A 26778-nucleotide genomic window follows, 5' to 3' on the forward strand; every position below is an offset into this window, starting at 1 on the left:
ACCACCTGCACGGAGAGCTTAATAACAACGACCGCCCGCATCAGGGCGGCAGCAGTCAGACACACCAAGCTCCTCCTCTCCGGAGGCCACAACGCACCACCTGGAGACACAACATCATGGCCATTGTTGACACCCCGCTGGCGGGGAAAGCGGGCGCAGAATCGCTGCTGCTGTACCGCAAAATCACCTGGAAACTGATCCCGTTCCTGTGCCTGTGCTACCTGGCAGCCTACCTCGATCGCATCAATGTCGGGCTGGCCAAATTGCAGATGGCAGACGACCTGCAGCTGAGCGAAGCCGCGTTCGGCCTGGGGGCCGGGCTGTTCTTCGTCGGTTATATCCTGTTTGAAGTGCCCAGTAATCTGATATTGCAGCGCGTCGGTGCCAAAGTGTGGATAGCCCGTATCATGATCACCTGGGGGCTGCTGTCCGCCTGCACCATGTTCGTCACCACGCCCACCCAGTTCTATGGGCTGCGTTTCCTGCTCGGCGTGGCTGAAGCGGGTTTCCTGCCCGGCGTACTGTACTATCTGACCCTGTGGTTTCCGACCTATCGACGCGGCCGCATCATCGCGCTGTTCATGATCGGGCTACCGCTGTCCAGCGTGATAGGCGGCCCGCTGTCCGGCTGGATCATGGGCCATTTCGATCAAGCTCACGGACTGCATGGTTGGCAGTGGCTGTTTTTGCTGGAAGGTATTCCCAGCGTGCTGCTCGGAGTCATGACGTTTTGGCTATTACCGAACACCTATCAGCAAGCCAAATGGCTAAGTAGTGAAGAAAAACAGCGCATTGCCGACGATCTGGCGCTGGACGATGCCGAGGTCGACCACGCCAAGCACAGCTTTCGCGACGGTTTCCTCAATCTGAAGGTGTGGATGCTTGGCGGCATAGATTTCGCCATTCTGCTCAGCGCCTATGCGATGGGATTCTGGATGCCGACCTTTATTAAAACCGCCGGCGTTACCGACATTACCCTGATTGGTTATCTCACCGCGGTGCCAAGCGTCGCCGCGCTGCTCGGCATGCTGCTGATCGGTGCCAGTTCGGACCGGATGCGCGAGCGGCGTTGGCATATCATCGTGCCATTTATCATTGGCGCAATGGCGATGGCCGGCAGTACCTTCTTCACCCATAACGTGGTGGCGACGGTGTTGCTGTTTTCGATAGCGCAGGCGGCGATTATCGGCGCCGTACCGGTGTTCTTCAGCCTGCCGGCCACCTTCCTGAAAGGTACGGCGGCGGCAACCGGCTTCGCACTGGCCTGTTCGCTGGCCAACATCGCCGGGCTGGTGAGCAATTCGCTGATGGGGCTGGCGCTGGATCTGACCGGTAAAAGCGGCGGTGCGCTGTGGGCGTTTGCTGGCTGTTTACTGCTCAGTTCGCTGCTGGTGGTGGCGTTACCCGCCAAGTTGGTGAATCGCTAGTCATCGGATCCCCTCTCCGCGCCGGAGGGGGGATCAACGCGCGGCTTGGCAGGTAAAATGTCCGCCCGCCACTTTATGGCGCAGAACCAGCCCGATATAGCTGGAATAGCCGCCGATAAAGGCGTGGTCGACCACCGTCGGTGCGGTAAAGGTGGCCAGATAGTCGTGGAAGTCGGCATCATCCAGAGACTGATAGAAATTATCGCCGGTAAACAGATAGTTGATAAAGGCGCTGAACATATCCGGCGTCATGAAAAACGCCGGTCAATGTCGGTTGACCGGCGTTTTAGCCACTCTCAGGGCAAACCGCGATTATTTGGTTTCGTCTTTCAAACCCCGATTAATCAGCATCGGCTCGATACTCGGCTCTTTACCGCGCCAGTCAACATACAGTTTTTCCAGATCCTGACTGTTGCCGCGCGACAATACCTGGTCGCGGAAACGCTGGCCATTTTCGGCCGTCAGGCCGCCATGTTCGCTAAACCACTGGAACGCATCGTCCGCCAGCATTTCGGTCCACAGATAGGCGTAATAGCCGGCGGCGTAGCCGTTGCCCCAGATGTGCTGGAAGTAGCTGGAGCGATAGCGCGGCGGCACATAGCCGAGATCGATATGATCCTTTTGCAGCGATTGCGCTTCAAACTTGTCGACATCCTGCTGCGGCTGGTCGGCGGTCAACATGTGCCAGTGCATGTCCAGCAGTGCTGCCGCCAGCAGTTCGGTCATGTCATAGCCTTTGTTGAACTTGTCGGCCTTGCCGATTTTGTCCACCAGCGCCTGCGGCATCGCTTCACCGGTTTGATAGTGCTTGGCAAAGTGGGCAAAAACCTTCGGATCGCGCGCCCAATGCTCGTTGAACTGCGACGGGAACTCGACGAAGTCTCGCGCGGTATTGGTGCCCGACAGGCTGGCGTATTGCTGATCGGCAAACATGCCGTGCAGCGCGTGGCCAAATTCGTGGAACATGGTGATCACATCGTCGTACGACAGCAACGCCGGCTGGCCCGGCGCCGGCTTGCTGAAGTTGGCGACGTTGTAAATCACCGGTTTGGTGCCGTTGAGTTTGGACTGTTCGACGAAATTGCTCATCCAGGCGCCACCGCCCTTGTTATCGCGCTTAAAGAAGTCGGTATAGAACAGCGCCAGTGATTTACCGTCTTTATCAAAGACTTCATAAACCCGCACGTCCGGCTGATACACCGGAATATCCTTGCGTTGTTTAAAGCTGATGCCGTACAGCAAATTGGCGGCGTAAAATACGCCATTGTTCAGCACGTTATTCAGTTCGAAGTACGGCTTGATCTGCGATTCGTCCAGGTCGTATTTGGCCTTGCGCACCTGTTCGGCGTAGAACTGCCAGTCCCAGGCGGCCAGCTTGAAGCCTCCTTTCTGGCTATCGATCACGGCCTGTATGTCCTTGGCTTCGCGTTGCGCACGCGCCGTAGCGGCAGGCACGATATCGCGCATAAAGCTCAGCGCCGCCTTCGGCGTTTTGGCCATCTGGTTTTGCAGCTTCCACGACGCGTAGTCCGGGAAGCCGAGCAGCCTGGCCTGTTCTGAACGGATTTTCGCCAAACGCGCAATGGTCTGGCGAGTGTCGTTGGCGTCGCCCTTTTCGGCGCGTGTCCAGGAAGCATCAAACAGCGCCTGGCGAGTTTCCCGATCCTTCAGGCTTTGCAGGCTGGGCTGTTGGGTGGTGTTTTGCAACGCCAGCAGCCACTGCTTGTCCAGCTTGCGTTCGCTGGCTGCCTGCGCTGCGGCGGCGATCTCCCCTTCGGACAGGCCGTCCAGCTTGCTGTTGTCACTCAGCGCCAACGCGCCGTTTTTGCTCGCAGCCAGCAGCTTGTTGGTGAATTGGGTGCTGAGGGTTGCCGCTTCCTGGTTCAGCGCCTTTAATTTGGTTTTGTCGGCGTCGGACAGGTTGGCGCCGGCCAGCACAAAGTCCTGATAGGTCACCTCCACCAACCGGCGTGATTCGTCATCCAGCTTCAACGCTTCACGTTGCTGGTAAATCGCCTTGATACGGGCGAACAGCTTGCTGTTGAGCATGATGGCGTCATCAAGCGCGGCCAGCTTGGGCGATGTTGCTTCATCCAGTTTTTGCAGCGCATCGTTGGTATTGGCCGAAGTCATGGCGCTGAACACGTTCATTACCCGTGTCAGTAACGCGCCGGATTTTTCCAACGCAATAAAGGTATTGTTAAAACTCGGCTTGGCCGGGTTATTGGCGATCTTCTCGACCTCCTCGAGTTTCTGTTTAATCCCCGCGTCGATAGCCGGCGCGTAGTCCGTTTCCTTGATCTGATCAAACGGCGGCGCCTGGAACGGCAGACGGCTCTGGTAGAAGAACGGGTTGGCGTTCTTTTTCGGCATATCCTGATTGGCTTCACCGGTCACATTAACCTCCTTCACCTGGCCGCTTGGCACGCCGGTGTGGTCGGAATCCAGTCTGGTTTCTTCGGCTTGCGCCTGGCTGGCTAGCGCAACGCCAATTGCCAGTACTAAGGTGGATAAACGCATCTCTCGAAACTCCTCCATGTTTAATCAGGGAAACTCGTGTTCCCATGCCATCACCAAGCTTAGGCGCAGTTGGCAGATTGAGCAAAAACAACCGCATAGGCGTAGGCGCTGGCAATCGTAAACGGCCAACGTGGCAATCTGCCGCCCCTGCCCACATTAGGTGCATTACGTGCGAGCCACACCGGCTTTCAAAAACAGCAACTGAGCATTCAGGGTAAAACCTGAGCTACGGCCCAGCCGTTGGTGCGGATAACTCAGCGAAAGGGGTAACCAGGGCCGTCAAACAATGGCGTGCCAAAAACGGCAAACCTGGCTTTAAGCAAGGATGAACAGCTTTATGACCGTTGAGTATTATATAACGTCCAGCAAACATAGCCTTGTTGAACGTTTTTGCCCTGATTGCCGGCGCCTGCCCGTAGCCGCTTAGCTAGACCGCCAGCGCGCCGTAACAGGCGATCAGTTCCCCAGCCACCGCCACCGCAATTTCGGCCGGCAGCTTGCCTTTCACCTCCGGCAAGCCCAGGGGACAGCGCATGCTGACCATCGCCGTGGCGTCGATGCCGCGCTGGCCAAGCTGGTATTCGAAGCGCCTGCGCTTGGTGGCGGAGCCTATCAACCCAAAGTAGCCGGCGTCGCCCCGTTGCAGGATCCGCGCAGCCAACGCCAGATCGAGCGCATGATCGTGGGTCATTACCACGTAAAAAGCGCCGGGCGGCATCTCGTCCACCGCGTCCAGCGGATCGTCGATCACCTGCGGGCGAACGTTGTCAGGCAGCGTGGCTGGAAACTGTTCGGCACGGCTGTCTACCCAGCACACTCGCAGCGGCAGCGTCGCCAGGATCTGCACCAGCGCCCGACCGACGTGGCCAGCACCGAACAGCGCAAGCTGTGGCCTGGCGTTGATTAGCGGCTCAAACAGCAGACGCGTGGAGCCGCCACAGCATTGGCCTAGCCTCGCCGCCAGCGGAAAACGTTCTATCCGCATCGTTGCACTACCGGATTGCAGCATCTGCTGAGCAATCGCCAGCGCCCGGTATTCAAGATGTCCACCGCCGATGGTATCCACCACCCGCTCGGCGCTCACCAGCATCTTGCTACCTCGGTCGCGTGGCGTAGAACCCAGCTCGTCAAGCACCGTCACCAGCACGCAAGGTTCTCCGCGCCGCCGCAGCTCGGCCAGCGCGTCAATCCAGTCGTCCATTATTGCCCTCCGGCCGGTTTTTTAGTGACCGCGTCACCTTCAAGCAGCCGTTGAACGCCCCACAGCACGCGTTCAGGGGTTGCCGGTGCGTCAATCAGCGGCTGGACGCGATAGTCCGCCAGGCTGGCTACCGCGTCCTTGATCGCGCACCATACCGAAATCCCCAGCATGAATGGCGGTTCGCCTACCGCTTTGGAATGGAACACCGTATCCTGCGGATTCTGGCGATTCTCCAACAGCCTGACCCGCAGATCCGCCGGTACATCGCCAATCGCCGGGATTTTATAGCTGGCCGGGCCGTTGGTCAGCAGTCTGCCCTGCTCATCCCACACCAGTTCCTCGCTGGTCAGCCAGCCCATCCCCTGGACAAAACCGCCCTCCACCTGACCGATGTCGATGGCCGGGTTCAGCGAGTCGCCGACGTCATGCAGAATGTCGGCGCGCAGCAGGCGGTATTCACCGGTCAGCGTATCGATCAGCACTTCGGCACAGGCGGCGCCGTAGGCGAAATAATAGAATGGGTGGCCCGCCGCCTTGTCGCGGTCATAGAAGATCTTTGGCGTGCGGTAATAACCGGTGCTGGTCAGCGACACCTGATTAAAATAGGCCTGCTGCACCACCTGTTCAAAACTGAAGTAACGCTCGCCGACCCGCACCTGACCGTTGTTGAAGATAATCTGTTCGGCGGCAACGCCGTGCTGGCTCGTCAGCATGGCGATTAACCGCTGTTTGATGATCAAGGCAGCATTTTCGGCGGCTTTGCCGTTCAGATCGGTGCCCGACGAGGCCGCCGTGGGCGAGGTATTCGGCACTTTTCCGGTATCGGTGGCAGTGATCTGGATGCGCTCGATGTCCACCTGAAACACCTCGGCCACGATCTGCGCCACTTTGGTATTCAGCCCCTGGCCCATTTCGGTACCGCCGTGGTTGAGCTGAATGCTGCCGTCAGTGTAAATCAGCACCAACGCGCCGGCCTGGTTGAGGAAACTGGCGGTAAACGAAATGCCAAACTTGACCGGGGTCAACGCCAGCCCTTTTTTGAGTAGCGGGCTGCGGGCATTGTAGTCACGGATCGCCGCGCGCCGCGCCTGATAATCGGCGCTTTGCTCCAGCTCGGCGGTGATCTCAGCCAGCAGGTTCTGTTCGATCGGCTGCTGATAATGCGTGACATTGCGACTGTGCTTGCCGTAATAGTTGATTTTTCGCACCGCCAGCGGGTCGAGCGCCAGATAACGGGCGATGTGATCCATGATCTGCTCGATCGCCATCATCCCCTGCGGACCACCAAAGCCGCGGTAAGCGGTGTTCGACGCGGTGTGGGTCTTGCAACGGTGGCCGGTTATCACTACGTCCTGCAAAAAATAGGCGTTATCGGCATGAAACATCGCGCGATCGACAATCGAACCGGACAGATCCAGCGAATAGCCGCAGTTGCCGACCAACTCGATATTAACGCCGCACAGCAGGCCGTTATCGTCAAACCCCACCTCATAGCGAATGTAGAACGGGTGACGCTTACCGGTAATCAGCATATCGTCGTGGCGGTTAAGACGCATTTTGGCCGGTCGCCCGGTGAGACATGCCGCCAGCGCGCACAGGCAGGCCGGGCCTGCCGCCTGCGTCTCTTTGCCGCCGAAGCCGCCGCCCATGCGACGCATGTCAATCACCACTTTGTGCATCGGCACTCCCAGTACCGAGGCCACCAGTTTTTGTACTTCGGTAGGATTCTGCGTTGAGGAGTACACTCGCATACTGCCGTCCTCCTCCGGCATTACCGAGGCAATCTGCGTTTCCAGATAAAAATGCTCCTGGCCGCCGACCTGCAACTCGCCCTGTAGCCGGTGCCTGGCCCGTGCCAATGCCGCCGCAGCGTCGCCGCGTCGATGGCAATGGCTTTCCTGCACCACATCCCCCTGCGCCAACGCGTTGCGCACATCCAACTGCGCCGGCAACGGCTGATAGCTCACTTTTATCGCCTGTGCGGCACGCCAGGCGGTTTCCGCATCGTTTGCCGCCACCACCGCCACTATCTGGCCGACATATTCCACCTTGTCTTGCGCCAGCAGCGGATCGCCTTCGGTGAGCGCGGCAATATCCAGCGTCCCCGGCACGTCCTGCCAGGTCATCACCCGCACCACGCCGGGCAAGGCATAACAGGCGGAAACGTCCAGTGCGACGATCTGCGCATGGGCGCACTCGCTCAGTTTGGCCGCCAGATGCAGCTGGTTCGGAAACTCCAGCCGGTCGTCGATATACAGTGCTTCGCCGCTGACGTGTTTGTCTGCGCTTTCATGCTTGCGCGCCTGGCCGACGCCGCTGGTGAGCGGTTGGTGAAAACGTGCGGCCAATGCCGCCTGGCTGGCCTGGTGTTGCGGGGTATTACTCATGGCAGACAACCTCGATGGCAGTTTGCGGCGCGGTGAGCGCAATGAAATAGCGGCGCAGCAGGTTCTGCGCCACCAGCATGCGGTAAGCGCTGCTGGCGCGGAAATCGCTCAACGGCGTAAAGTCCTGAATTAACGCCTGCGTGGCGCGCTCCATCGTAGTGCGATCCCACGATTGGCCGACCAGCGCCTGTTCACAGGCCGATGCGCGTTTGGGGGTGGCCGCCATGCCGCCGTAGGCCACGTACGCCGCGCGCACCATGCCTTGTTCAATCGTCAGGTTGAAAGCGCCGCATACCGCGGAGATGTCATCCTCCAGGCGTTTCGACACTTTCCAGGCGCGGAAATCCCGTGGCGCCTGCGCCGGCAGCAGGATGCTGTCAATAAACTCGCCCGGTTGCAGCGCCGTCTGGCGGTAAGCAAGGAAAAAGTCACGCAGCGGCAGCTCACGCTGTTGTGTACCGTGACGCAGCAGCAGCGCGGCATCCAGCGCCAACAACAGCGGCGCGGCATCACCGATCGGCGAGGCATTGGCCAGATTGCCGCCCAGCGTGCCCTGGTTGCGGATTTGCTGAGCGGCGAAACGCTGCAACAACTCGCCGAACGCCGGGTGGTAATCCATCAGCAGCGGATAAATCTCGCTCAAAGTGGCGGCGGCGCCGATGCGCAACCGTTCGCCACGTTCAACCTGGCGCAGCGCGGCTATCTGGCCGATGGCAATCATCAACGGCAAATCCTGATGACGCTGCGTCACTTCCAGCGCCAGATCGCTACCGCCGGCCAGCAGCCTGGCCTGTGGGTATTGCTGATACAGCGTCGCCAACCGATCGACGCTCTGCGGCAGCAGACAACGCTTGCCAGCGGCGCTCAGCTCACTGGCTGGCGCGATCTGCCGCAGTCGCTGCACGGTGTGCCGTTGCTGGCGGTCAAAGTCGTCGGCCTCGCGGTTTTCGCAGGCCTGCTGCGCCGCGTCGATAATCGGCCGGTAACCGGTGCAGCGACACAGATTGCCGGCCAGCGCCTGCTGGGCCTGCTGTCGTTGATAATGCGTGCTGTTCTTTTGCAAGCAGAACAACGACATCACGAAACCTGGGGTACAAAAACCGCACTGCGAGCCGTGGCAGTCGACCATTGCCTGCTGCACGCTGTGCAACTGGCCGTGGTGCTTGAGATCCTCGACGCTGATCAATTGCTTGCCGTGCAGCGCGGTGACAAACGTCAGGCAGGCGTTGACGCTACGATAACGCAGCGTTTCGCCCTCTGCCTCCGCCAGTACCACGGTGCAGGCACCGCAATCGCCCGACGCGCAGCCCTCTTTGGTGCCGCAACGGCCCTGATGACGACGCAGGTAATGCAACAGCGTGGTGTTCGGATCGAGATCGGTCTCACGGGTTAACGTCTGGTTGAGCAGAAACTCGATCATGCGGCCTCCTGACGAGTCGACGGCTGATAAACGATCTTGCCATCGACATACGTGCGGTAAATGTTGCGATCGTCGCCCAGGGTCAGCAGCACAAACAGCTGTTCGGCCAGGTCGTGACAGTTGGCATTGCGCAGTTTCTGCAACGGTGACACTGCCGGATCGAGCACCACGAAGTCGGCCTCTTTACCGACGCTAAAGTTGCCGATCTGTTTATCCAGCGACAAGGCGCGAGCGCCGCCCAGCGTCGCGTGATAAAACGCCTCACAGGCCGCCAGTTTGTAGCTTTGCAGTTGCGCCACCTTGTAGGCCTCGCCCAGCGTTTGCAGCATATTGAAGGTAGTACCGGCCCCTACGTCGGTGCCAATACCCACCTTCACCCGTTTCTGCCAGGCCTTGCCGAGGTTGAACAGCCCGCTGCCGAGGAACAGATTGGAGGTCGGGCAAAAGGCGATCGACGAATGGGTGTCACACAGACAGTCCCATTCCTGTTCTTCGAGGTGCAGACAATGGGCAAAGACGCTTTTGCTGCCGGTCAGCCCGTAATGATGATAGACATCCAGGTAGTTACGCCGCTGCGGAAACAGTTGCTTGACCCACGCCACTTCGTCATGGTTTTCGCTCAGATGGGTATGCAGCCAGACGTCGGGAAACTCGTTGCGCAGGCGCTGAACCTGCTCGAGCAGCGCCGGCGAGCTGGTGGGTGCAAAACGCGGCGTAATGGCGTAACCCAGACGCTGCCTACCGTGCCAACGCTCAATCAGCCCGCGAGTCTGCTGATAGCTCTGCTGCGGCGTTTCCAGCAGCGCGGCTGGCGCGTGGCGATCCATCATCACCTTGCCGGCGATCAGGCGCATATTGAGCGCCGCGGCCTGGCCAAACAGCGCCTCGACTGACTGCGGGTGCACGGTGCCGAACACCAGCGCCGTGGTCGTGCCGTTGCTCAACAATTGTTGCAGAAAGAACGCCGACATTTTCTCGGCATGCTCGGCGCAACCGAACTGGCTTTCGGTAGGAAAGGTGTAATGTTTCAGCCACGCCAGCAGTTGATCGCCATAGGCGCCGATCATTTCGGTTTGCGGATAATGAATATGGGTATCGACAAACCCCGGCACGATCAACTTGTCGCGATAGTCGGTTACCACAGTATCCGGCGCCAGCAGTGACGCCCCCTGCCGCCAACTGCCGTGCCAGACGATGGTGCCGTGATCCAGCAGCAGCAGGCCATCGGCAGTGTGCCGCAACTGTGCGTCAAGTTGTTCTGGCCGATCGACGCAGGCGGCGATATCGAAAAAGTTGCCACGAATGGCCGTGGTAAATTGCATGCTCATAATGCCGTTCCTATTTTTGCGACCAGCTCACCAGCAGCGGTTGAGATAACTCAACCTGGGAAAATGGCGGTCTTATATTCCATTGCAGGCGTTGATTTAAAGATAGCAAGCGGCATGCCAGAGTGAGCATTTATCTATTTATCCATTAATAAACAATTGGTTATAAATAAAAGCTTTGTGAGTTTGATTTGGTGGAAATATATTGTCAAAAAGCAATCGGTTGCTATTTCAGGCAATCGTTTGCTGTTTTTTAATAAAATGAAACATTGCACCATCATCGAGCCAAAATAATTTTTCATGTCTACGCTGATAACGGCGCGCAAGTCGCTCCAAGCGCAATCAGCCGACATGTGCACCAAAACCATGCAAGCGTTGCCACGGACCAACGGCGTACAGCACAAGCCAACGGATGTGCACCACCCGCTATGCCTACCAGGATGCAGCACAGACGCGCGCCTGGCCTCCTGCCGCCCTCACGCAGGCGAAATCATCCGTCATGGTAGCTGTTGCTAATTTTGCTACGTTAATTCTGAAATACTTCTTATAGTTCTTAACCACTTTTTAACAACCCCGCATTGCGCTATGCTCAAAAACCTGCCCGACTCGCCTGTATCTGTGAAGAGATTTCTGTTATGCCTGTAGCCAGTCCGCATTCTGTTTCGAGCGTTCGCTTATGAGTTGGTTTTCACGCGTAGGCGCCTTGCCGCTGCTGGTCGCTGGCGCATTCTTTATGGAAAATCTCGACGGCACGGTGATTGTCACCGCGATGCCGCAAATGGCTGCGGCGTTCGGCGTGCAGCCGGTCGACATGAATGTCGGCATTGCCGCCTATATTCTGACCCTGACGGTGTTTATCCCGGCCAGTGGCTGGATCGCCAACCGTTTTGGCGCCCGCAATGTATTTTCTGCCGCCGTGCTGATTTTCACCCTGGCGTCGGTGCTGTGCGCCTTTAGCATCAGTCTGCCGACCTTTACCGCTGCGCGTATCCTGCAGGGATTCGGCGGTGCGCTGATGGTACCGGTTGGTCGGCTGGTAGTGCTGCGCAATACCGAGAAAAGCGGCTTGATCAAGGCGATTGCCACCATTACCTGGCCCGGTTTGGTAGCGCCGATCCTCGGGCCGCCGGTCGGCGGCTTCATTACCACTTACGCCTCCTGGCACTGGATTTTCATTCTCAATGTGCCGCTGGGCATTATCGCCCTGCTGTTGGCCTGGCGGCTGATCCCGCAGGAGGAGGCGCAAACCGGGGTGCCATTTGACGGCCTCGGCTTTCTGCTGACCGGCGTCGCCTGCTTCGGGCTGATGTTTGGCCTCGATCTGATCAATCATCCACAACTCTCCTGGCTGGTGCCGTTGGCCTGCATTGTCGCTAGCCTGGCGCTGGGCATGCTGGCCATTCGTCATGCCAGGCGTAGCCCCCATCCGTTAATCAACCTGTGGGCGATGCGGGTAAAAAGTTACGCCGTCACAATATGGGGAGGTACGCTGTTCCGCGTGGCGATCGGCGCCGTGCCCTTCCTGTTGCCGCTGCTGTTCCAGATAGGCTTCGGACTGAACGCTTTTGACGCCGGGCTGCTGGTGCTGGCGGTGTTTGCCGGCAATTTGGCGATGAAGCCTTTTACTTCGGCGATCCTCTATCGCTTTCGTTTTCGCAGCACCCTGATGGTCAACGGCCTGCTGAACGCCGCGACCATCTTCGCCTGCGCGTTCCTGACGCCGCAAACGCCGGTATGGCTGATCGTCACGCTGTTATTCATCAGCGGCCTGACGCGCTCGATGCAGTTCACCGCACTGAATACCCTGGCCTTTTCCGAAGTGCCGCAAACGCAGATGAACGGCGCCAATGCGCTATTTACCATGGCGCAGCAAATGGGCGGTGGTCTGGGCATTGCCATTGGCGCACTGGCGCTGCGGCTGGCTGACGTCTGGTTCCCCACCGTCGGCGACGCTATCCCGCTGGTCAATTTCCAAATGGCGTTTGTGGTTATTGGCGGTATCGCCTTGCTGTCGGTGGTCGACAGTTTTGGACTGGATGCCGAGGCAGGCAACGAAATCCGTCAGAAAAAACCGGCCAATCTGCTCCCTACGGCGTCGCAAGACGCCAAGGGAAGGCTGTCATCAACCAAGGTAAGGAGTTAAACGATGGAATACCGTCAACTGGGGCATTCCGGCCTGAAGGTGTCGGTGCTAAGTCTCGGCACCATGACCTTTGGCGGCGAAGGCAAATTTGCCAAAACCGGCGATACCAACGTCAGCGAGGCGCGTGAACAAATCGCCATGTGCATAGACGCCGGCATCAACCTGTTCGATACCGCCGACGTCTATTCCGCCGGTAAATCTGAAGAAATACTGGGACAGGCGCTGGGCGATAAGCGTCACCAGGTATTGGTGGCCAGCAAGGCGCGTTTTCCGATGGGCAACGGACCTAACGACGCCGGGCTATCACGCCACCACCTGATCCGCGCCTGCGAGGCCAGCCTGCGGCGGCTAAATACCGATTATCTCGATTTGTATCAGTTACACGAATGGGATGGCATTACCCCGGTAGAGGAAACCCTGCGCGCGCTGGAGCACCTGGTCGATAGCGGCAAGGTACGCTACGTCGGCGTATCCAACTTTTCCGGCTGGCATATCATGAAGCATCTGGGCACTTCGGCACTGACCGGCTGCGTGCGGCCAGTCAGCCAACAGATCCACTACAGCCTGCAGGCTCGCGAGGCAGAATATGAACTGCTGCCGATAGCGCAGGATCAGGGATTGGGCGTGCTGGTATGGAGCCCGTTGGCCGGCGGCCTGCTCTCCGGCAAGTATCGTCGCAATCAAGGCACGCCGGAAGGTACGCGCCATATGGCGGAATGGGGCGAACCACCGGTGCGTGACCAGGACAAACTGTACGATATCATTGACGTGCTGGTGGCAATTGCCGATGCGCGCGGCCTGTCGGCCGCACAGGTGGCCCTCGCCTGGCTGCTACAGCGCCCCACCGTGACGTCAGTGGTGGTTGGCGCACGCAATCGCCAGCAACTGGCCGATAACCTCAAAGCTGCCAGCCTGACGCTTGAGCAGAATGAGCTTCGCCAACTGGAAGATGTCAGCCGCCTGCCGCTGCTTTATCCCTATTGGCATCAGGCCCGTACCGCACCCGATCGCCTGTCCGCCGCCGATCGGCTGTTAATCGAGCCGCACCTGTCGCAAAAATAATTCGCATCTGTCGGCAATCAACGTAGTATCAACGATCCGCCCTGGTTTAACCGGGCGGATTTTTGCCGTTAGGCCTGAAAAGTGAGGTAATAATAATGAAATACAGTGACCTTTCTCAGTGCCGGGTGAACACCGATCGGTTGTTGATTGCCCCTTTTACCGCAGCTGACGCCGATGATGTTTACCAGGCGATTACCCCTACGCTAACCCGTTTCATGAATTTTGAACCGGAGCCGTCGCCCGAAGCGTTTGCCAACGTCTGGCAAGGCTGGCTGCCGCTGATCCGCGAAGGTGAAGAAGTCTTTTTCGTCGCTCGACTGCGCGACAGCAAACAGTTTATCGGCATGAGCGGCGTGCACGATCTGCATAGCCATACACCCGAACTCGGCATCTGGGTAAAGGAAAACCAGCACGGCCACGGCTATGGCCGCGAAATCGTCCATGCCGTTGCCGCCTGGGCCAGCGAGCGTTATCGCCCGCAGTACTTTATTTACCCGGTTGCCGAGCAGAACGCTCCCAGCCGCCGGCTGGTCGAGTCGCTGGGTGGCGTGGTGAGCGGCCGTCGCGACCATATCAAGTATGACTGCCTGGTCTATCACCTGCCGGCGTTTGGCGAGTGATATGTTTTGTGCCAGCGAAATATGTTAATCATAGAGTACGGTATTGGCTAAAAAACCTTGAGGAACAGCAAGATGATCATTTTTGTTACCGGCGTAACGTCCGGTTTTGGTGAGGCTATAGCGCGTAAATTTATTGCCGAAGGACACCAGGTCATTGGCGCCGGCCGCCGAGCGGAACGCTTGCAGGCGCTGCAAGGCGAATTGGGCGATGCGCTGCACACCGTGCAGTTGGACGTGCGCAATCGCGCCGCCATTCAGCAAGCCATCGAGTCATTGCCGGCCGCGCTGAGCAACGTGGACGTGCTGGTCAACAACGCCGGGTTGGCGCTGGGACTGGAACCGGCGCACAAGGCCAACGCCGATGACTGGGAAACCATGATCGACACCAACAACAAAGGCCTGGTCAATATGACCCGCGCACTGCTGCCGGCAATGGTGGAACGCAACGTCGGCCATGTGATCAATATTGGCTCTACCGCCGCCAACTGGCCTTATGCCGGCGGCAATGTGTACGGCGCAACCAAAGCGTTCGTCAAACAGTTCAGCCTTGGCCTGCGCGCCGACCTGCACGGCACGCGCCTGCGCGTAACCGATATCGAGCCAGGTCTGGTCGGCGGAACGGAGTTTTCCAACGTTCGCTTCAAGGGCGACGACGGCAAGGTCAACAAAACCTATGACGGTGCCGACGCGCTGACGCCGGAAGACATTGCCGACGCGGTATTTTGGGTGGCCACCCTGCCGGCGCGGGTAAATATCAACACGCTGGAAATGATGCCGGTCAGTCAGAGTTTTGCCGGGCTAAGCATTCATCGCGAGGCCTGACAGGACGGCGGCGGGTATATCCCGCCGCCCTGTTTATGATGTGCGCCAGCCGGCGACGATAATCAGCATGCCCGCCAGCGCCACGCCGGCTCCCAGCCAGTCAAATGCCGTCAACTTCACCCCGTCCACCACCCGCAGCCATAACAGCGCCGTTGCTACATACACGCCACCATACGCCGCGTACACTCTGCCGCTGGCCGCCGGATGCAGGGTCAGCAGCCAGACAAAAACCGCCAGACTGACGGCAGCCGGTAGCAGAAGCCACGCGCCTGCGCCTTTTTTCAGCCACAGGTAAGGCAAAAAGCAGCCGATGATTTCAGCCAGCGCAGTGGCAAAGAACAATAAGGTCGTCTTAAGCATCAGGGCAGTTTTCTCTCCGAAATATAAACGAAAGCGGTGCTTGGCTGGCACCTGGTAAGCAGGCGGTGGTATATTGATCTTATGCCCTGACAAGAGCACCCAAGTCGGTGTTGCCGCCAGCGAGCAACACTTTCTCAGAAGGATGAACCCATGAAATTACTTTCTCGCCAACGACTGCTGCGCAGTCTGCTGCCGGCCGCAGCGCTATTGGCTATGAGCGCCTGGCAATTGCCGGCCATGGCCGCCAGCTGCACGCAAGGCAGCACCTGTATCACCGTTGACGGCAAAGGTAGCGGCGCAATGTCTACCGAAGAAGCTCGTCAGAGCAAGGAGCAGTGGAATGATACCCGCACCTTGCGCCATAAGGTCAACACCCGGGTCGAAAAAGATTTCGACAAGCTCGACAAAGCCGCCGACGACCAGGATCGCTGTAACGACAGCCTTAACGTTAACGCCTATTGGGAGCCGTCGACGCTGAAATGCCTTGACCGCACCACGGGGCGTAAGATTTATCCTTAATCTGGCGCCGCCGCGCCGCCAGCGTTAATTTTAACCGCGCGAGCTGCTATCCTGATAAGGAAATGGGCTCTTAACCAAGGACTGAATGATGAGAAAAGCGTTTGTACTCGGCGCTTTGCTGATGGGCACGGCGCCGCTGGCGGCCTTCGCCTCATGCGAAAGCGTGAAGGCGGAAATTTCGCAGAAGATCATCAGCAACGGCGTACCAGAATCCGGCTTCAGGCTGGATATCGTGCCAAACGATCAGGCTGAGCAAGCCGGCGGCCAAGTGGTTGGCCACTGCGAAAACGACACACAGAAAATTGTCTACACTCGCCTGAATAATGGCGATGACGGCGGTGACCCGGCGCAAACCGGCACCAGCCAGGATATGACCTCTCCGCAATAACCTTCCCGGGCGTGGTTCGCTGCGCCCGTTACGTCTGTTCCACTTCCTCGCCTTCCCCTTGTGGCCGATGCCGTGCCGGCACCAGCATCGCCGCTGCCAACGCAAACAGCGACACCAGCGCCGAGGCCAGGAACACCCAGTGCAGCGACGCCGCTACCTGTTGAATCAGATTGGCCAGTACATCGGGCGCCAGGGCGCTGCGCCGCGCAGGTTCCATCAGTTGCTGTACCGGATCGGCGGTTTGCGGCAGACGCAATTCCAGGTTGATGTTCAGCGTCGCCCCGAGAATTGCCGTGCCGATCGCCGATCCCATCATGCGGGTAAATACCGTGCAGGCAGTAGCAATGCCACGAATGCTGTGATGAGCGGCGTTCTGTACCGAAACCAGAAACGTGGTATTGCACAGCCCCATGCCGGCGCCGACCATAAAGGCCGCCGTTCTACCCCATAGCAAACCACCGTGCGGTTCGAGCAGCAACAGGATAAGCCCACCGGCAACCAGCAATCCCGCACCCAGCAATGCGGTGGTGCGGTAGGACGTCCACAGCATCAGACGGCCACTTAAGGTACTGGCTAGCGGCCAGCCGATAGACATCAGTGCCAACGTGGTTCCGGCCTGTAACGGCGTTCCGCCCATCGCCCCCTGAATAAACGTTGGCAAAAAGGCGCTGATGCCCATCATCGCCGCGCCAATTGCCAGGCCGCCGATGTTGCCGGCGACAATTACCCGACTGCGCCACAGCGCCAGCGGGAATAACGGCTCCGGCGCGCGGCGCTCCTGGCGCACCAGCATAATCAGCGAGACCGTTGCCAGCAGCAGCATCGGTATCACCCACCACCCCATAGTTTCGGCCTGCAATAATGCCAGTAACAGACTGGCGACAAACAGCGTCAACCAACCGGTACCGGCCAGATCCAGCGCGTGCCGACGCACTTGGCTGCCAGCCGGCAAATAACGCCCGAGCAGCAGCATGGCTAACAGGCCGATCGGCAGATTGACCCAAAACACCAACGCCCACGGCAGGTGCTGCACGATAAACGCGCCCAGCAACGGACCGATGATCGCCGAAAAGCCCCATACGCTGGACAGATAGCCCATCACCTTTGGCCGTTCCCGCGGACTATAGACATCGCCGATAATGGTAGTGGCAATTGGCATTACCGCACCGGCACCCAACCCCTGCAATAACCGAAAACCGATCAGCCAGTACATGTTGGGTGAAAAGCCGCACAGCACCGAGCCCAGCAGAAACAGCGACGCGCCAAAAAAGAAGATGCGCTTACGGCCATACAGATCGGCCAATCGCCCGTAGATCGGGATGGTGATGGCCTGCGCCAACAGATAGACCGCAAAGACCCACCCCAACAGCGAGAATCCCCCCAGATCGGCAATAATGGTCGGCATGGCGGTGGCAACAATTGTCGCTTCAATCGCCGACATGAACATCGCCAGCATACAGGCGATAAGGATCAGCGGGCGCTGTGCCACTGGCAGCGCGTCATTGTCATTCGTCATTGATAATCCAATCTTGTCCCGCACAAGTGTAATGAGATGAAGTATACCAGCCTTGGTATTTGCGGCTGAACTGTCTGCTCGGATCGCGATCCCGGTTACAGCCTGGCGCACCAATTGAACATTTTGTTACGTCGTAACCTATCGTTGCTGCCTATACCAATGATAGGTCAGCCCGCTCTCCTGCCTTGATTTCAATCAACTACCGTCACGCCCCCCGACTGGACAATCAGCTAGCCGTTCCCTCACCGCGTCACTGGCGGGCTGAATGGCTGTTGGAATGCAAACTCAATGGAGCGAGAACACAATGAAAAAGATCATATTGGGCTGTGCAATCGTGGCGATTGCCGGCTATCTGAGCGTGGTCGGTTATATCTACCACTTCGATCAACAACGCCAACCGCTGCTGGTCGGCAATACCATTAGCACTATCCTTACCCGGCACGGTTGTGATTATTGCCATACCGCGTCTGCCGAATTGCCGTTCTATGCCTCGTTGCCAATCAGCAGGCAACTGATGCAGTACGACATAAAAACCGGATTGCGCCATTTTTCGCTCGCGCCGACGCTTATCGCCCTACAACAAGGCGGCGCGGTTCCCGAGGCCGACCTCGCCAAGCTGGAATCGGTGCTGCAATATCAACAAATGCCGCCAGTACGCTACAAGGCGCTGCACTGGGCCGGGGAACTCGACGACGCCAATCGGCAAACGCTGCTGGCGTGGATCCGCCAACAGCGTACACAATATTACACCTTGCCGGGCACCCCGGCGGCGTTGCTCGGCCAGGCATTACAACCATTGCCGAAAGCGCTGCCAACCGATGCGCGCAAAGTAGCCCTGGGGTTCAGGCTGTTCCACGATCCACGTCTATCGGCCGACAACAGTATCTCCTGCGCGCATTGCCATATGTTGGGCGCCGGCGGCGTGGATGCCCGCGTCACTTCACTGGGCGTTAACGGTCAGCAGGGGCCGATTAACGCGCCAACGGTATTCAATGCGGTGTTCAATATTGCGCAATTCTGGGACGGTCGCGCACAGGATCTGCAGGAACAGGCCGGCGGGCCACCGCTTAACCCGATCGAAATGGCCTCCACCTCATGGCAGCAAATCATCGATAAACTGGATCAGGATGCGCAATTGAAGGCGGACTTTCGCCGCGTCTATGCCGACGGCTTTTCCGCTACCAACATTACCCATGCCATTGCCGAATTCGAAAAAACGCTGCTGACCCCAGACAGCCCGTTCGACCGCTATTTGGCCGGCGATCGCCAGGCGCTTACGGCACAGCAGCTGCGTGGTTATCAACTGTTCCGCGATAACAAGTGCGGTACCTGTCACACCGGCGTCAACCTGGGCGGCCAGTCCTATGAAATCATGGGGTTGAAGGCAGATTACTTTGCCGACCGCGGTAATCCCACCGTCGCCGATCTCGGGCGTTACAATGTCACAAAACTGGATACTGACCGCCACCGTTTCAAAACGCCCACCCTGCGCAATGTGGCATTAACCACGCCGTACTTCCATGACGGCAGCGTTACCACGCTGCATCAGGCGGTGCGCGACATGCTGAAATATCAGGTCGGTACCACGCTGCCAGAAAGCGACGTTGACGATCTGGTGGCGTTGTTGCACGCGATGACCGGGAAATACTCACCGGCAGCGCTTGCCCCTCAATAAATCGTTCGCCATCACACCCCCGGCGAATCTGCAAAGATTCGCTGGTTTTCCCAACGCCAGACAAGCACAATGCCCCTGACCCTTTCATTTTATTCACCATTTTACTGACGCATGAAAAGACTGGTCCATCTTCGCCATTATCGCGCCCTGCTGCGCCGCCTGTTTATCGCGGTATTCCTCGGCATATGTGCCGCGTTGGTGGTATGGCTGTTCCATCGCGCCATGCTGGGGTTGGAGTGGTTGCTGCTCGATCATGAAGATGGCAGTCTGGTAGCCGCTGCCGCAGCGCTACCGGCCTGGCGTCGCGCACTGACGCCAGCATTGGGCGGACTGGCAGCCGGCCTGTTGTTATGGATGTATCAACGTTACCGTCATCAGCGCCCCGCCGCGCCTACCGACTATATGGAAGCGATTGAAACCGGTGACGGTCGGCTGGACGTCAGCGCCAGTCTGGTTAAGTGTCTGGCCTCGCTGCTGGTGGTTTCCAGCGGCAGCGCCATCGGTCGTGAAGGAGCGATGATCCTGCTGGCGGCATTGGTGGGATCGGTGTTTGCCCAGCGCTTTACGCGCGAGAAAGAGTGGAAGCTGTGGGTGGCCTGCGGCGCGGCGGCCGGTATGGCCAGCGCCTACCACGCGCCATTGGCGGGCAGCCTGTTCATCGCCGAAATTCTGTTCGGCACCTTGATGCTCGCCTCGCTTGGCCCGGTGGTGATTGCTGCCGTCAGCGCGCTGTTGGTAACCAATCTGTTGAACGGCGGCCAGGCGCCGCTGTATCTGGTTACGCCGTTACCGTCACCATGGCCGGTGCAATATCTGCTGATGGCATTGCTTGGCGTATTGGCAGGCGTCTGCGGCCCACTGTTTTTATCGGCAATGTCGGCCAGCGGGCGGGCTTTTCGCTATTTACGCCTGACGCCGCCGCTGCAATTGGCGCTCGGCGGGCTGATCGTCGGTTTGCTTTCGCTGCTGTTCCCCGAAGTCTGGGGCAATGGTTATAGCGTGGTGCAGGCGCTGCTCAGCGCACCACCGGGCATATTGCTGGTGGGGGCCATTCTGATCTGCAAGCTATTGGCGGTGTTGGCCAGCAGCGGCTCCGGTGCACCTGGCGGCGTCTTTACCCCTACGCTGTTCGTCGGCGCGGCGCTCGGTTCGGCGATCGGCCAGATATGCGCCCTGTGGCCGGAGCTAGGCAGCGCGATCCCGCTACTGATGGCGTTGACCGGCATGGCGACACTACTGGCCGCCACCACCCATGCGCCGATAATGGCCGCGCTGATGGTGTTTGAAATGACCGGGGAATATACCTTGTTGCCCGGCATTTTGCTGTCTTGCGTCATCGCTACCACCGTTTCGCGTGGCCTGCGTTCGGTTTCGGTCTACCACAATGCCTAACGTTGCAGCAGGGACGAAATGTCCAGATAGTGCGCCAGATCGCGCTGTTCAGGTCGCGGCAGGTACGGTATTTCGCCCAGCATCGGTGCCGGGATGCGCTGTTGCAGCGCGTCGATAGTTTCGGCGTAATGTGCCAGCCCGGGGTTAATGCGGTTGGCAACCCACCCCAACAGCGGCAGGCCGTCATTGATTATCGACTGCGCCGTCAACAACGCATGGCTGACGCAGCCTAACTTGATGCCAACCACCAGAACCACCGGTAGCTGCTCCTGTATCACCCATTCGGCATAGGGCCGCAGGTCGCTCATCAGCACTCGCCAGCCGCCACTGCCTTCCACCACCACGGTTTCTGCCTTGTCGGCCAAATGGTGCAAACCGCTGCTCATCATGCCGTAATTGATATCGTCGTTGGCATGAACGTGAAACACTTCATCGGGACAGGTAATTGGGTTGATTTCTTGATAACTCAGCGACACGCTGGAAGAAGCCTGCAAAACCAAAGCGTCTTTATTGCGCATGCCTTCGCTGGTTTCGTAACACCCCGCCGCAATCGGCTTATACCCCACCGCCGTACGACCCTGTGCGGCAAATGCCTGCAACAGAGCGCGGGAAATCACGGTCTTACCCACATCGGTATCCGTACCTGTAACAAATAAACGCTTTAGCATGAATGGATTGCCCCGGAATGCTCCGTTAAACCAAATAACGCCTTATAGGCGGAGAGTGTCGAACGGGAAAATTCTAGGGGATGCCGAACCAGGATGGCTTGAGGTAGCGCAATATTTTGTCGTTAAAGAATAAGAATCGCTGATATGAGTGGCCAAGCCTCAGCCTTGCAACAGCTTGACCAACAGTGAACCGTTGTACAGCGCTTCTTTTACCAGGGCCGCGCCGGGCATGGTGCCCTGGTTGAAAAACTGGGTGGATTCCACTTGAAGATGCTGGCTGTAGATCGGCAGCGCCTGCTGGTTAATGCATGATGCAATCGCTGGATGCAGAATTTCCGCTGCTCGATTGAGCGGCGAACCAACCAGGATCTTTTCCGGGTTGAACAGATTGACCATAATCGCCAGAATGCGCCCGACGCTATGGCCAACGCCAAGAATGATGTCTTTTGCCAGTTGGTCACCGGCCAAGGCGGCATCGCACAGCGATTCAACGCTCAACGGCGCGTTGTGCAGCGTCGACGTCATCGAGGCGCTCAGGCGTTGCTGGGCGATTTCCAGCATGTTTTCCACGCTGGCCACGGTTTCCAGGCAACCGTGGTTACCGCAATAACACCGTTTGCCATAGGGATCGACCTGAGTATGGCCGATTTCCACCACTCGCTGGCTGCCGGAATGCAACACTCGCCCGCCGGTGATAACCCCAGCACCGACGTTATGGTCAATCACCACCTGAATCACGTTTTGGTTGCCACGCGAGGCGCCATACAACGCCTCGGCCATGGTCCAGGCGCAGATATCATGTTGCAGAAACACCGGCAAACCGGTGCGCGACGCCAGTACCGGACCGAGCGGCATATCTTCGACCTGGTAAAACGGCATGCGGTGCACAATGCCATTAGCAACGTCGATCATGCCTGGTAGGGTAATGGCGATGGCGGTCAAACGTTCCAGGCGTTGCTGATGGCGAATAAAGAATCGATCGACTTCGGCAACGATTCGCGCCAGTAGCGGTTCCGGGTGGTCAGCCGCCAGCGGTAGCTGTTCTTCGACCACCAGTTTGCTGCTGATATCACGCAGTGCCAGCGTAATGCTACCGCGACTGATACGCGCGGAAAGATAATGCCAGGCCTCGGTATCCAGCACCAATCCCACCGCCGGACGACCGCGGCTGCCCACTTCCTGGAACTCGGTTTCCCTGACCAGATGCGCTTCCAGCAATTCACGCACGATTTTGGTGATACTGGCCGGCGCCAGTTGGGCACGCTTTGACAGTTCGATACGCGAAATCGGCCCGAGCTGATCGATCAACCGATACACTGCCCCTGCATTTATTTGCTTTATCTGATCAATATGCCCAGGCTGCCCATCCGCAATCACGCCCCTGCTCCTACAATTTTTCGCGCTTCTAAATAAAGACTATGGGCTATGGTGGGGCTTTTGTAATACAGCGTCAACTATTTGATTCGTTATGTGATTCGCTGCACAAATTCGCCGGCATTTGCTGCAAAATCGCCTTTTATTTGCGCTGATGTGCGTCGTTACATGAGGGCGCCAATAGCAAACTCATCAGCGATTTTGCGGCGGCTGTCAAAGGCCGCTGGCGGTGATTTACCAGCCAGACTTCGGTCACCGCATCCGGCTCCGCCAACGGTAGATAGCTGACCCCATCAAGTTTGACGCGACCAAACGACGCCGGCAGGATCGAAATACCCAGCCCGGCGGAAACCAGCCCGATAATGGTCATCGCTTCGCCTACCTCCTGCGTAATGTAAGGGGTGATGCCGGCGCGTTCCAGCAACAGCAGCGTTTCGTCATACAGCGCGGTACCCACCTCGCGCGAGAAAAAAACAAACGGCTCATCCGCCAAATGCGCAAAGCGCAGCGTACCGGGGGCCAGATAGGTCAAGGGATGTCCTTCCGGCACCACCGCCAGCATCGGCTCTTGCAGCAGCAGCCGGTGCTGCAACGCCTCCGGCAACCTGGTGTTGCGCATCACGCCCAGATCCAGTTCGCCATTAAGCAGCGGTTCAAGCTGCTGTTTGGTGTTGATTTCGCGCATTTTGATGTGCACATCCGGATGATGCAGGCGAAAAGCCCGTAAGTTGCGCGATACCTGGCTGATAAACGGCGCCGATGAGGTAAAACCAATGGTCAGTTCACCTGACTCTCCCCGTTCCAAACGCGCCGCTTTTTCCGCAGCGCGATTCACCTGATCGACCACCTGCCAGGCTTCCTTGAGAAACATTTCTCCGGCCTGCGTCAGGCTGACGTTGCGATTATTGCGGGCCAGCAGCCGTGCGCCGACCATGTCTTCCAGCGCCTGAATCTGTTGGCTCAAGGGCGGTTGCGAGATCCGCAGCCGCTGTGCCGCACGGCCAAAATGCAGCTCTTCTGCAACGGCAATAAAATAGCGCAAATGGCGTAGCTCAATATTCATATGTTTAACGTCTTAATTGGAATTATTAATATATTAGACAAAAAACTGGCTTCTCCCTATGATTTTATAAAGCAACGATATGCTTGTTAAATCACCCGCTCCCCGGTAAGGAATATCTGTGAACACCCCGATGCGTTCAGCGGCCGATACGCCGTCGACGCGGGCGGCCAACGATTCGCTGGCCGCCGCTGCGCCTAAAAACCAACCCTCTACTTTAAATAAACGCCCTTATATCGAACGCGGTACGCCGCAATTCATGCGCGTCACGCTGGCACTGTTTACTGCTGGGCTGGCCACCTTTGCGCTGCTGTATTGCGTGCAGCCGATCCTGCCGGTGCTGTCGCAGGACTTTGGCGTATCACCGGCGCAAAGCAGCCTGTCATTGTCCTTTTCAACCGGTTTGCTGGCGATTGGTCTGTTATTTACCGGCCCGCTGTCCGACGCCATCGGCCGCAAATCGGTGATGGTAATCTCATTGTTGCTGGCAGCGGTCTGCACGCTGATCTGCGTATTTATGACCAGCTGGCACGGCATTCTATTGATGCGCGCACTGATCGGTCTTTCCCTTAGCGGCCTTGCCGCCGTCGGCATGACTTATCTGAGTGAAGAGATCCACCCCAGCTTTGTGGCGTTCTCAATGGGGCTGTATATCAGTGGCAACTCGATCGGCGGCATGAGCGGCCGCTTGGTCACCGGCGTATTAACCGACTTCTTTTCCTGGCGCGTTTCACTGGCGGTAATCGGTTTGTTCGCGCTGATAGCGGCATTCGTGTTCTGGCGTATCCTGCCGGCGTCAAGGCACTTCCGCGCCAGTTCGCTGCGACCGCGCACCCTGCTGATCAACTTCAAACTGCATTGGCACGACCAGGGACTGCCATTACTGTTTGCCGAGGGTTTCCTGCTGATGGGCAGTTTTGTCACCATGTTCAACTACATCGGTTACCGCCTGCTGGCCGACCCCTACCATCTTAGCCAGGCAATTGTCGGTTTATTGTCAGTGGTCTACCTCACCGGTTCTTACAGTTCGCCAAAAGCCGGAGCCATGACGTCACGTTTCGGTCGCGGGCCGGTACTGCTGTTTGCCATTATGATTATGCTGACCGGGATTCTTATTACTCTCCTGGCTCCGGTCACGCTGATTTTCATCGGCATGATGCTGTTCACCGGCGGTTTTTTTGCCGCACATTCGGTCGCCAGCAGCTGGATCGGCCGCCGCGCACGGCGTGCCAAAGGGCAAGCGTCCTCACTCTACCTGTTCTGCTATTACGCCGGTTCCAGCGTTGCCGGCACGCTCGGCGGCGTATTTTGGCACAGCTTTGGCTGGACTGGCGTCGTCGCCTTTATCAGCACCATGCTGTTGTTGGCGCTGTGGGTAGTACGTACGCTGAAACAGTTGCCGGAAGCGACACGCCTGTAATCCTCAACTCAGACGCGGCAACCTGCCGCGCCTGTTCCCCTGCCAGGCCTGGACTGCGATTGACTGTCAGGGTCCACCGTTGCTGATGTTGTCCCCCTGGTTGTTCTGCACTACAATGTATGTTGTAACTAAAATACGAGGTTGCGATGAACAGATACGATCTGATTGGCCGAATGAACCAGCGTTTTAACCAGCTAGAAGCCGAACTGGGACAACTCCAGCAGCAAATTCTACCGTTGCGGCTACTAGCGGCGCGGGTATTCAGCCTGCCTGACATCGCCAAAGGCAACGAACATCAGCCGATTGAACAGATCGCCGTGCAGCAGCATCTCGGCCAGGCGGCACGCGATATGGCGCTGGAACATTATCAACGACTGTTCATTCACCATAACAGGCAGCACGTCAGCAGCAAGGCGGCGGTACGCCTGCCCGGCGTGATTTGCCTGGCGGTTGAGCGCCAGCAGTACCTGGCGCTGCAACGGCAGGTGCAGCAAATCAATCAATTGAAAGCGGAACTGGAGCATATTATTACCGTGGAATCCGGCCTGGCGCCGGAACAGCGCTTTGAATTCGTGCACGCCCAGCTGCATGGCCTGATTACCCTGAGCGCCTATCGCGCCATCACCCTGCTGACCAACCCCGATTCGGTACGCTTTGGCTGGGCGAACAAACACATCATCAAAAACGTCAAGCGCGACGATATTCTGCAGGCGCTGGAAAAAAGCCTGAAGGCCGGCCGCGCGGTGCCGCCCTATAACCGCCAGCAGTGGGCCGAGCTGGTGAGTCGGGAAATTGATGACGTTAGCCGCCTGCCGCAGGCGGCTACCTTGAAAATCAAGCGACCGGTCAAAGTGCAACCCATCGCTCGGGTGTGGTATCAGCAACAGCAAAAGCAGGTGCAGCACCCCTGCCCACTGCCGCTGATGGCGCTATGTCAGATCGAGAGCGGCGCGCAGGTACCAAAGATTGGCGAGCTGCTTAACTATGACGCCAGCGCGGTGAAGCATAAATACAAGCCGCAGGCCAAACCGCTGCGTCTATTGGTGAAACGGCTGCATCTGTATACCGACGCGCCTAGCGATTGAGGGTATACACCCGCAGTCGATGCCCGTCGGGATCGCATGCCACAAACGAGTAGCCGAACGCCAACTGCAACGGCCGCTGGCAAATCTCGAACTGCCAGTCACGCCACTGACGGTATAATGCATCAACCTGTTCTGGCTGTTCGCACAGAAATCCCAATTCGCCTCCCCCTCCGCTGGCCGCGGGGGCCGGCTGTACGCTGTGTTTCGACCACAAGGCCAGCCTGAAGCCGTTATGGCCCACCCAGAGGGCAAAGGTGGCGGAGAGTTCGACCGGCGGTATCCCGAGCAAACGGCTGTAAAACTGCGCGCTCGATTCTGGTTGGTCAACATATAGTATGGTGATGTCTGGTGCGATCATGGCTAGCTCCCGGTGATGAGGAACCTCGATAGGTTC

24 protein-coding genes are annotated in these 26778 nt (G+C 58.1%); 12 read left to right on the forward strand and 12 right to left on the reverse strand.

Annotation, left to right across the window (positions count from 1 at the left end; translation table 11 throughout):
• The first annotated feature begins 116 nt into the window (after positions 1-116).
• Entirely contained in the window at positions 117-1427 is a 1311-nt protein-coding gene (locus NYE85_RS16465; RefSeq protein ID WP_259005805.1) for an MFS transporter, read from the forward strand.
• Positions 1428-1460: 33 nt separating this feature from the next.
• Here the strand turns inward: NYE85_RS16465 and NYE85_RS16470 are convergent, their stop codons facing one another.
• Both NYE85_RS16470 and dcp read right to left on the reverse strand, forming a co-directional pair.
• The gene (locus NYE85_RS16470; RefSeq protein WP_259005806.1) at positions 1461-1679 is read right to left on the reverse strand and encodes a hypothetical protein; all 219 of its coding nucleotides are present in this window, start codon (positions 1677-1679) and stop codon (positions 1461-1463) included.
• A gap of 60 nt (positions 1680-1739) precedes the next feature.
• Positions 1740-3947, reverse strand: a complete 2208-nt coding sequence (gene dcp, locus NYE85_RS16475; RefSeq protein ID WP_259005807.1) for a peptidyl-dipeptidase Dcp — start codon at positions 3945-3947, stop codon at positions 1740-1742.
• A 221-nt stretch (positions 3948-4168) separates the two neighbouring features.
• Here dcp and NYE85_RS16480 point away from each other — a divergent pair, with 221 nt between their 5' ends.
• Entirely contained in the window at positions 4169-4276 is a 108-nt protein-coding gene (locus NYE85_RS16480; protein WP_259006352.1) for a bacteriocin immunity protein, read from the forward strand.
• Between the two features lie 98 nt (positions 4277-4374).
• Here the strand turns inward: NYE85_RS16480 and xdhC are convergent, their stop codons facing one another.
• The 4 genes from xdhC to guaD are packed head-to-tail and all read right to left on the reverse strand — an operon-like array spanning position 4375 to position 10283.
• On the reverse strand, positions 4375-5148 hold the full coding sequence (gene xdhC, locus NYE85_RS16485; RefSeq protein ID WP_259005808.1) for a xanthine dehydrogenase accessory protein XdhC: 774 nt from the start codon (positions 5146-5148) through the stop codon (positions 4375-4377).
• The gene (gene xdhB, locus NYE85_RS16490) at positions 5148-7535 is read right to left on the reverse strand and encodes a xanthine dehydrogenase molybdopterin binding subunit (RefSeq protein WP_259005809.1); all 2388 of its coding nucleotides are present in this window, start codon (positions 7533-7535) and stop codon (positions 5148-5150) included. The genes xdhC and xdhB overlap by 1 nt, the downstream gene beginning before the upstream one ends.
• Positions 7528-8955 carry a xanthine dehydrogenase small subunit gene (gene xdhA / locus NYE85_RS16495; protein WP_259005810.1) on the reverse strand — a complete coding sequence of 476 codons (1428 nt, stop codon included), beginning with the start codon at positions 8953-8955 and terminating at the stop codon, positions 7528-7530. The genes xdhB and xdhA overlap by 8 nt, the downstream gene beginning before the upstream one ends.
• Positions 8952-10283: a guanine deaminase gene (guaD, locus tag NYE85_RS16500; protein WP_259005811.1), complete on the reverse strand. Its 1332-nt coding sequence runs from the start codon at positions 10281-10283 to the stop codon at positions 8952-8954. The genes xdhA and guaD overlap by 4 nt, the downstream gene beginning before the upstream one ends.
• A 673-nt stretch (positions 10284-10956) precedes the next feature.
• Between guaD and NYE85_RS16505 the strand changes: the two genes are divergently transcribed.
• From NYE85_RS16505 to ydfG, 4 genes are all read left to right on the forward strand, one after another.
• The gene (locus NYE85_RS16505) at positions 10957-12423 is read left to right on the forward strand and encodes an MFS transporter (protein ID WP_259005812.1); all 1467 of its coding nucleotides are present in this window, start codon (positions 10957-10959) and stop codon (positions 12421-12423) included.
• A 3-nt stretch (positions 12424-12426) separates the two neighbouring features.
• Positions 12427-13485 (forward strand): aldo/keto reductase, encoded by a 1059-nt coding sequence (locus NYE85_RS16510; protein WP_259005813.1) that lies wholly within the window; start codon positions 12427-12429, stop codon positions 13483-13485.
• A gap of 95 nt (positions 13486-13580) precedes the next feature.
• Entirely contained in the window at positions 13581-14105 is a 525-nt protein-coding gene (locus NYE85_RS16515; protein WP_259005814.1) for a GNAT family N-acetyltransferase, read from the forward strand.
• 72 nt (positions 14106-14177) lie between these two features.
• Positions 14178-14927, forward strand: coding sequence for a bifunctional NADP-dependent 3-hydroxy acid dehydrogenase/3-hydroxypropionate dehydrogenase YdfG (gene ydfG / locus NYE85_RS16520; protein WP_259005815.1), 750 nt, complete (start codon positions 14178-14180; stop codon positions 14925-14927).
• Positions 14928-14960: 33 nt separating this feature from the next.
• Here ydfG and NYE85_RS16525 read toward each other — a convergent pair whose 3' ends face one another.
• Positions 14961-15287 carry a YnfA family protein gene (locus NYE85_RS16525; RefSeq protein WP_259005816.1) on the reverse strand — a complete coding sequence of 109 codons (327 nt, stop codon included), beginning with the start codon at positions 15285-15287 and terminating at the stop codon, positions 14961-14963.
• Between the two features lie 150 nt (positions 15288-15437).
• Here NYE85_RS16525 and NYE85_RS16530 point away from each other — a divergent pair, with 150 nt between their 5' ends.
• On the forward strand, positions 15438-15806 hold the full coding sequence (locus tag NYE85_RS16530) for a DUF1283 family protein (RefSeq protein WP_259005817.1): 369 nt from the start codon (positions 15438-15440) through the stop codon (positions 15804-15806).
• Positions 15807-15894: 88 nt separating this feature from the next.
• On the forward strand, positions 15895-16194 hold the full coding sequence (locus NYE85_RS16535; protein WP_259005818.1) for a DUF1161 domain-containing protein: 300 nt from the start codon (positions 15895-15897) through the stop codon (positions 16192-16194).
• 28 nt (positions 16195-16222) lie between these two features.
• Here the strand turns inward: NYE85_RS16535 and NYE85_RS16540 are convergent, their stop codons facing one another.
• Positions 16223-17710 (reverse strand): MDR family MFS transporter, encoded by a 1488-nt coding sequence (locus NYE85_RS16540; protein WP_259005819.1) that lies wholly within the window; start codon positions 17708-17710, stop codon positions 16223-16225.
• A 304-nt stretch (positions 17711-18014) separates the two neighbouring features.
• On the opposite strand from NYE85_RS16540, the gene NYE85_RS16545 reads away from it, so the two are divergent.
• Entirely contained in the window at positions 18015-19385 is a 1371-nt protein-coding gene (locus NYE85_RS16545; RefSeq protein WP_259005820.1) for a cytochrome-c peroxidase, read from the forward strand.
• Between the two features lie 111 nt (positions 19386-19496).
• The gene (clcB, locus tag NYE85_RS16550) at positions 19497-20777 is read left to right on the forward strand and encodes a voltage-gated ClC-type chloride channel ClcB (RefSeq protein ID WP_259005821.1); all 1281 of its coding nucleotides are present in this window, start codon (positions 19497-19499) and stop codon (positions 20775-20777) included.
• On the opposite strand, the gene bioD is transcribed toward clcB, so the two are convergent.
• From bioD to NYE85_RS16565, 3 genes are all read right to left on the reverse strand, one after another.
• A complete protein-coding gene (bioD, locus tag NYE85_RS16555; RefSeq protein ID WP_259005822.1) occupies positions 20774-21445 on the reverse strand; it encodes a dethiobiotin synthase in 672 nt (223 codons plus the stop codon). The two genes, clcB and bioD, sit on opposite strands and share 4 nt — an antisense overlap.
• Before the next feature lie 159 nt (positions 21446-21604).
• Positions 21605-22822 carry an ROK family transcriptional regulator gene (locus NYE85_RS16560; protein WP_259005823.1) on the reverse strand — a complete coding sequence of 406 codons (1218 nt, stop codon included), beginning with the start codon at positions 22820-22822 and terminating at the stop codon, positions 21605-21607.
• A gap of 139 nt (positions 22823-22961) precedes the next feature.
• Complete coding sequence (locus NYE85_RS16565) at positions 22962-23882, reverse strand: LysR family transcriptional regulator (protein WP_259005824.1); 921 nt, start codon at positions 23880-23882, stop codon at positions 22962-22964.
• 130 nt (positions 23883-24012) lie between these two features.
• On the opposite strand from NYE85_RS16565, the gene NYE85_RS16570 reads away from it, so the two are divergent.
• Both NYE85_RS16570 and tus read left to right on the forward strand, forming a co-directional pair.
• Positions 24013-25299 (forward strand): MFS transporter, encoded by a 1287-nt coding sequence (locus tag NYE85_RS16570; RefSeq protein ID WP_259006353.1) that lies wholly within the window; start codon positions 24013-24015, stop codon positions 25297-25299.
• A gap of 146 nt (positions 25300-25445) precedes the next feature.
• On the forward strand, positions 25446-26384 hold the full coding sequence (tus, locus tag NYE85_RS16575; protein WP_259005825.1) for a DNA replication terminus site-binding protein: 939 nt from the start codon (positions 25446-25448) through the stop codon (positions 26382-26384).
• Here tus and NYE85_RS16580 read toward each other — a convergent pair.
• Positions 26374-26742 (reverse strand): VOC family protein, encoded by a 369-nt coding sequence (locus NYE85_RS16580; protein ID WP_259005826.1) that lies wholly within the window; start codon positions 26740-26742, stop codon positions 26374-26376. The genes tus and NYE85_RS16580 overlap by 11 nt on opposite strands.
• Between the last annotated feature and the right edge of the window lie 36 nt (positions 26743-26778).

This window comes from Serratia sp. AKBS12, from assembly GCF_024793895.1.
In the GTDB taxonomy this organism is placed as follows: Bacteria; Pseudomonadota; Gammaproteobacteria; order Enterobacterales; family Enterobacteriaceae; genus Serratia_F.

Coding starts and splice junctions, on each gene's coding strand:
- NYE85_RS16465 (WP_259005805.1), top strand. CDS start 117: ATGGCCATTGTTGACACCCCGCTGGCGGGGAAAGCGGGCGCAGAATCG.
- NYE85_RS16470 (WP_259005806.1), bottom strand. CDS start 1,679: ATGACGCCGGATATGTTCAGCGCCTTTATCAACTATCTGTTTACCGGC.
- dcp (WP_259005807.1), bottom strand. CDS start 3,947: ATGCGTTTATCCACCTTAGTACTGGCAATTGGCGTTGCGCTAGCCAGC.
- xdhC (WP_259005808.1), bottom strand. CDS start 5,148: ATGGACGACTGGATTGACGCGCTGGCCGAGCTGCGGCGGCGCGGAGAA.
- xdhB (WP_259005809.1), bottom strand. CDS start 7,535: ATGAGTAATACCCCGCAACACCAGGCCAGCCAGGCGGCATTGGCCGCA.
- xdhA (WP_259005810.1), bottom strand. CDS start 8,955: ATGATCGAGTTTCTGCTCAACCAGACGTTAACCCGTGAGACCGATCTC.
- guaD (WP_259005811.1), bottom strand. CDS start 10,283: ATGAGCATGCAATTTACCACGGCCATTCGTGGCAACTTTTTCGATATC.
- NYE85_RS16505 (WP_259005812.1), top strand. CDS start 10,957: ATGAGTTGGTTTTCACGCGTAGGCGCCTTGCCGCTGCTGGTCGCTGGC.
- NYE85_RS16510 (WP_259005813.1), top strand. CDS start 12,427: ATGGAATACCGTCAACTGGGGCATTCCGGCCTGAAGGTGTCGGTGCTA.
- NYE85_RS16515 (WP_259005814.1), top strand. CDS start 13,581: ATGAAATACAGTGACCTTTCTCAGTGCCGGGTGAACACCGATCGGTTG.
- ydfG (WP_259005815.1), top strand. CDS start 14,178: ATGATCATTTTTGTTACCGGCGTAACGTCCGGTTTTGGTGAGGCTATA.
- NYE85_RS16525 (WP_259005816.1), bottom strand. CDS start 15,287: ATGCTTAAGACGACCTTATTGTTCTTTGCCACTGCGCTGGCTGAAATC.
- NYE85_RS16530 (WP_259005817.1), top strand. CDS start 15,438: ATGAAATTACTTTCTCGCCAACGACTGCTGCGCAGTCTGCTGCCGGCC.
- NYE85_RS16535 (WP_259005818.1), top strand. CDS start 15,895: ATGAGAAAAGCGTTTGTACTCGGCGCTTTGCTGATGGGCACGGCGCCG.
- NYE85_RS16540 (WP_259005819.1), bottom strand. CDS start 17,710: ATGACGAATGACAATGACGCGCTGCCAGTGGCACAGCGCCCGCTGATC.
- NYE85_RS16545 (WP_259005820.1), top strand. CDS start 18,015: ATGAAAAAGATCATATTGGGCTGTGCAATCGTGGCGATTGCCGGCTAT.
- clcB (WP_259005821.1), top strand. CDS start 19,497: ATGAAAAGACTGGTCCATCTTCGCCATTATCGCGCCCTGCTGCGCCGC.
- bioD (WP_259005822.1), bottom strand. CDS start 21,445: ATGCTAAAGCGTTTATTTGTTACAGGTACGGATACCGATGTGGGTAAG.
- NYE85_RS16565 (WP_259005824.1), bottom strand. CDS start 23,882: ATGAATATTGAGCTACGCCATTTGCGCTATTTTATTGCCGTTGCAGAA.
- NYE85_RS16570 (WP_259006353.1), top strand. CDS start 24,013: ATGCGTTCAGCGGCCGATACGCCGTCGACGCGGGCGGCCAACGATTCG.
- tus (WP_259005825.1), top strand. CDS start 25,446: ATGAACAGATACGATCTGATTGGCCGAATGAACCAGCGTTTTAACCAG.
- NYE85_RS16580 (WP_259005826.1), bottom strand. CDS start 26,742: ATGATCGCACCAGACATCACCATACTATATGTTGACCAACCAGAATCG.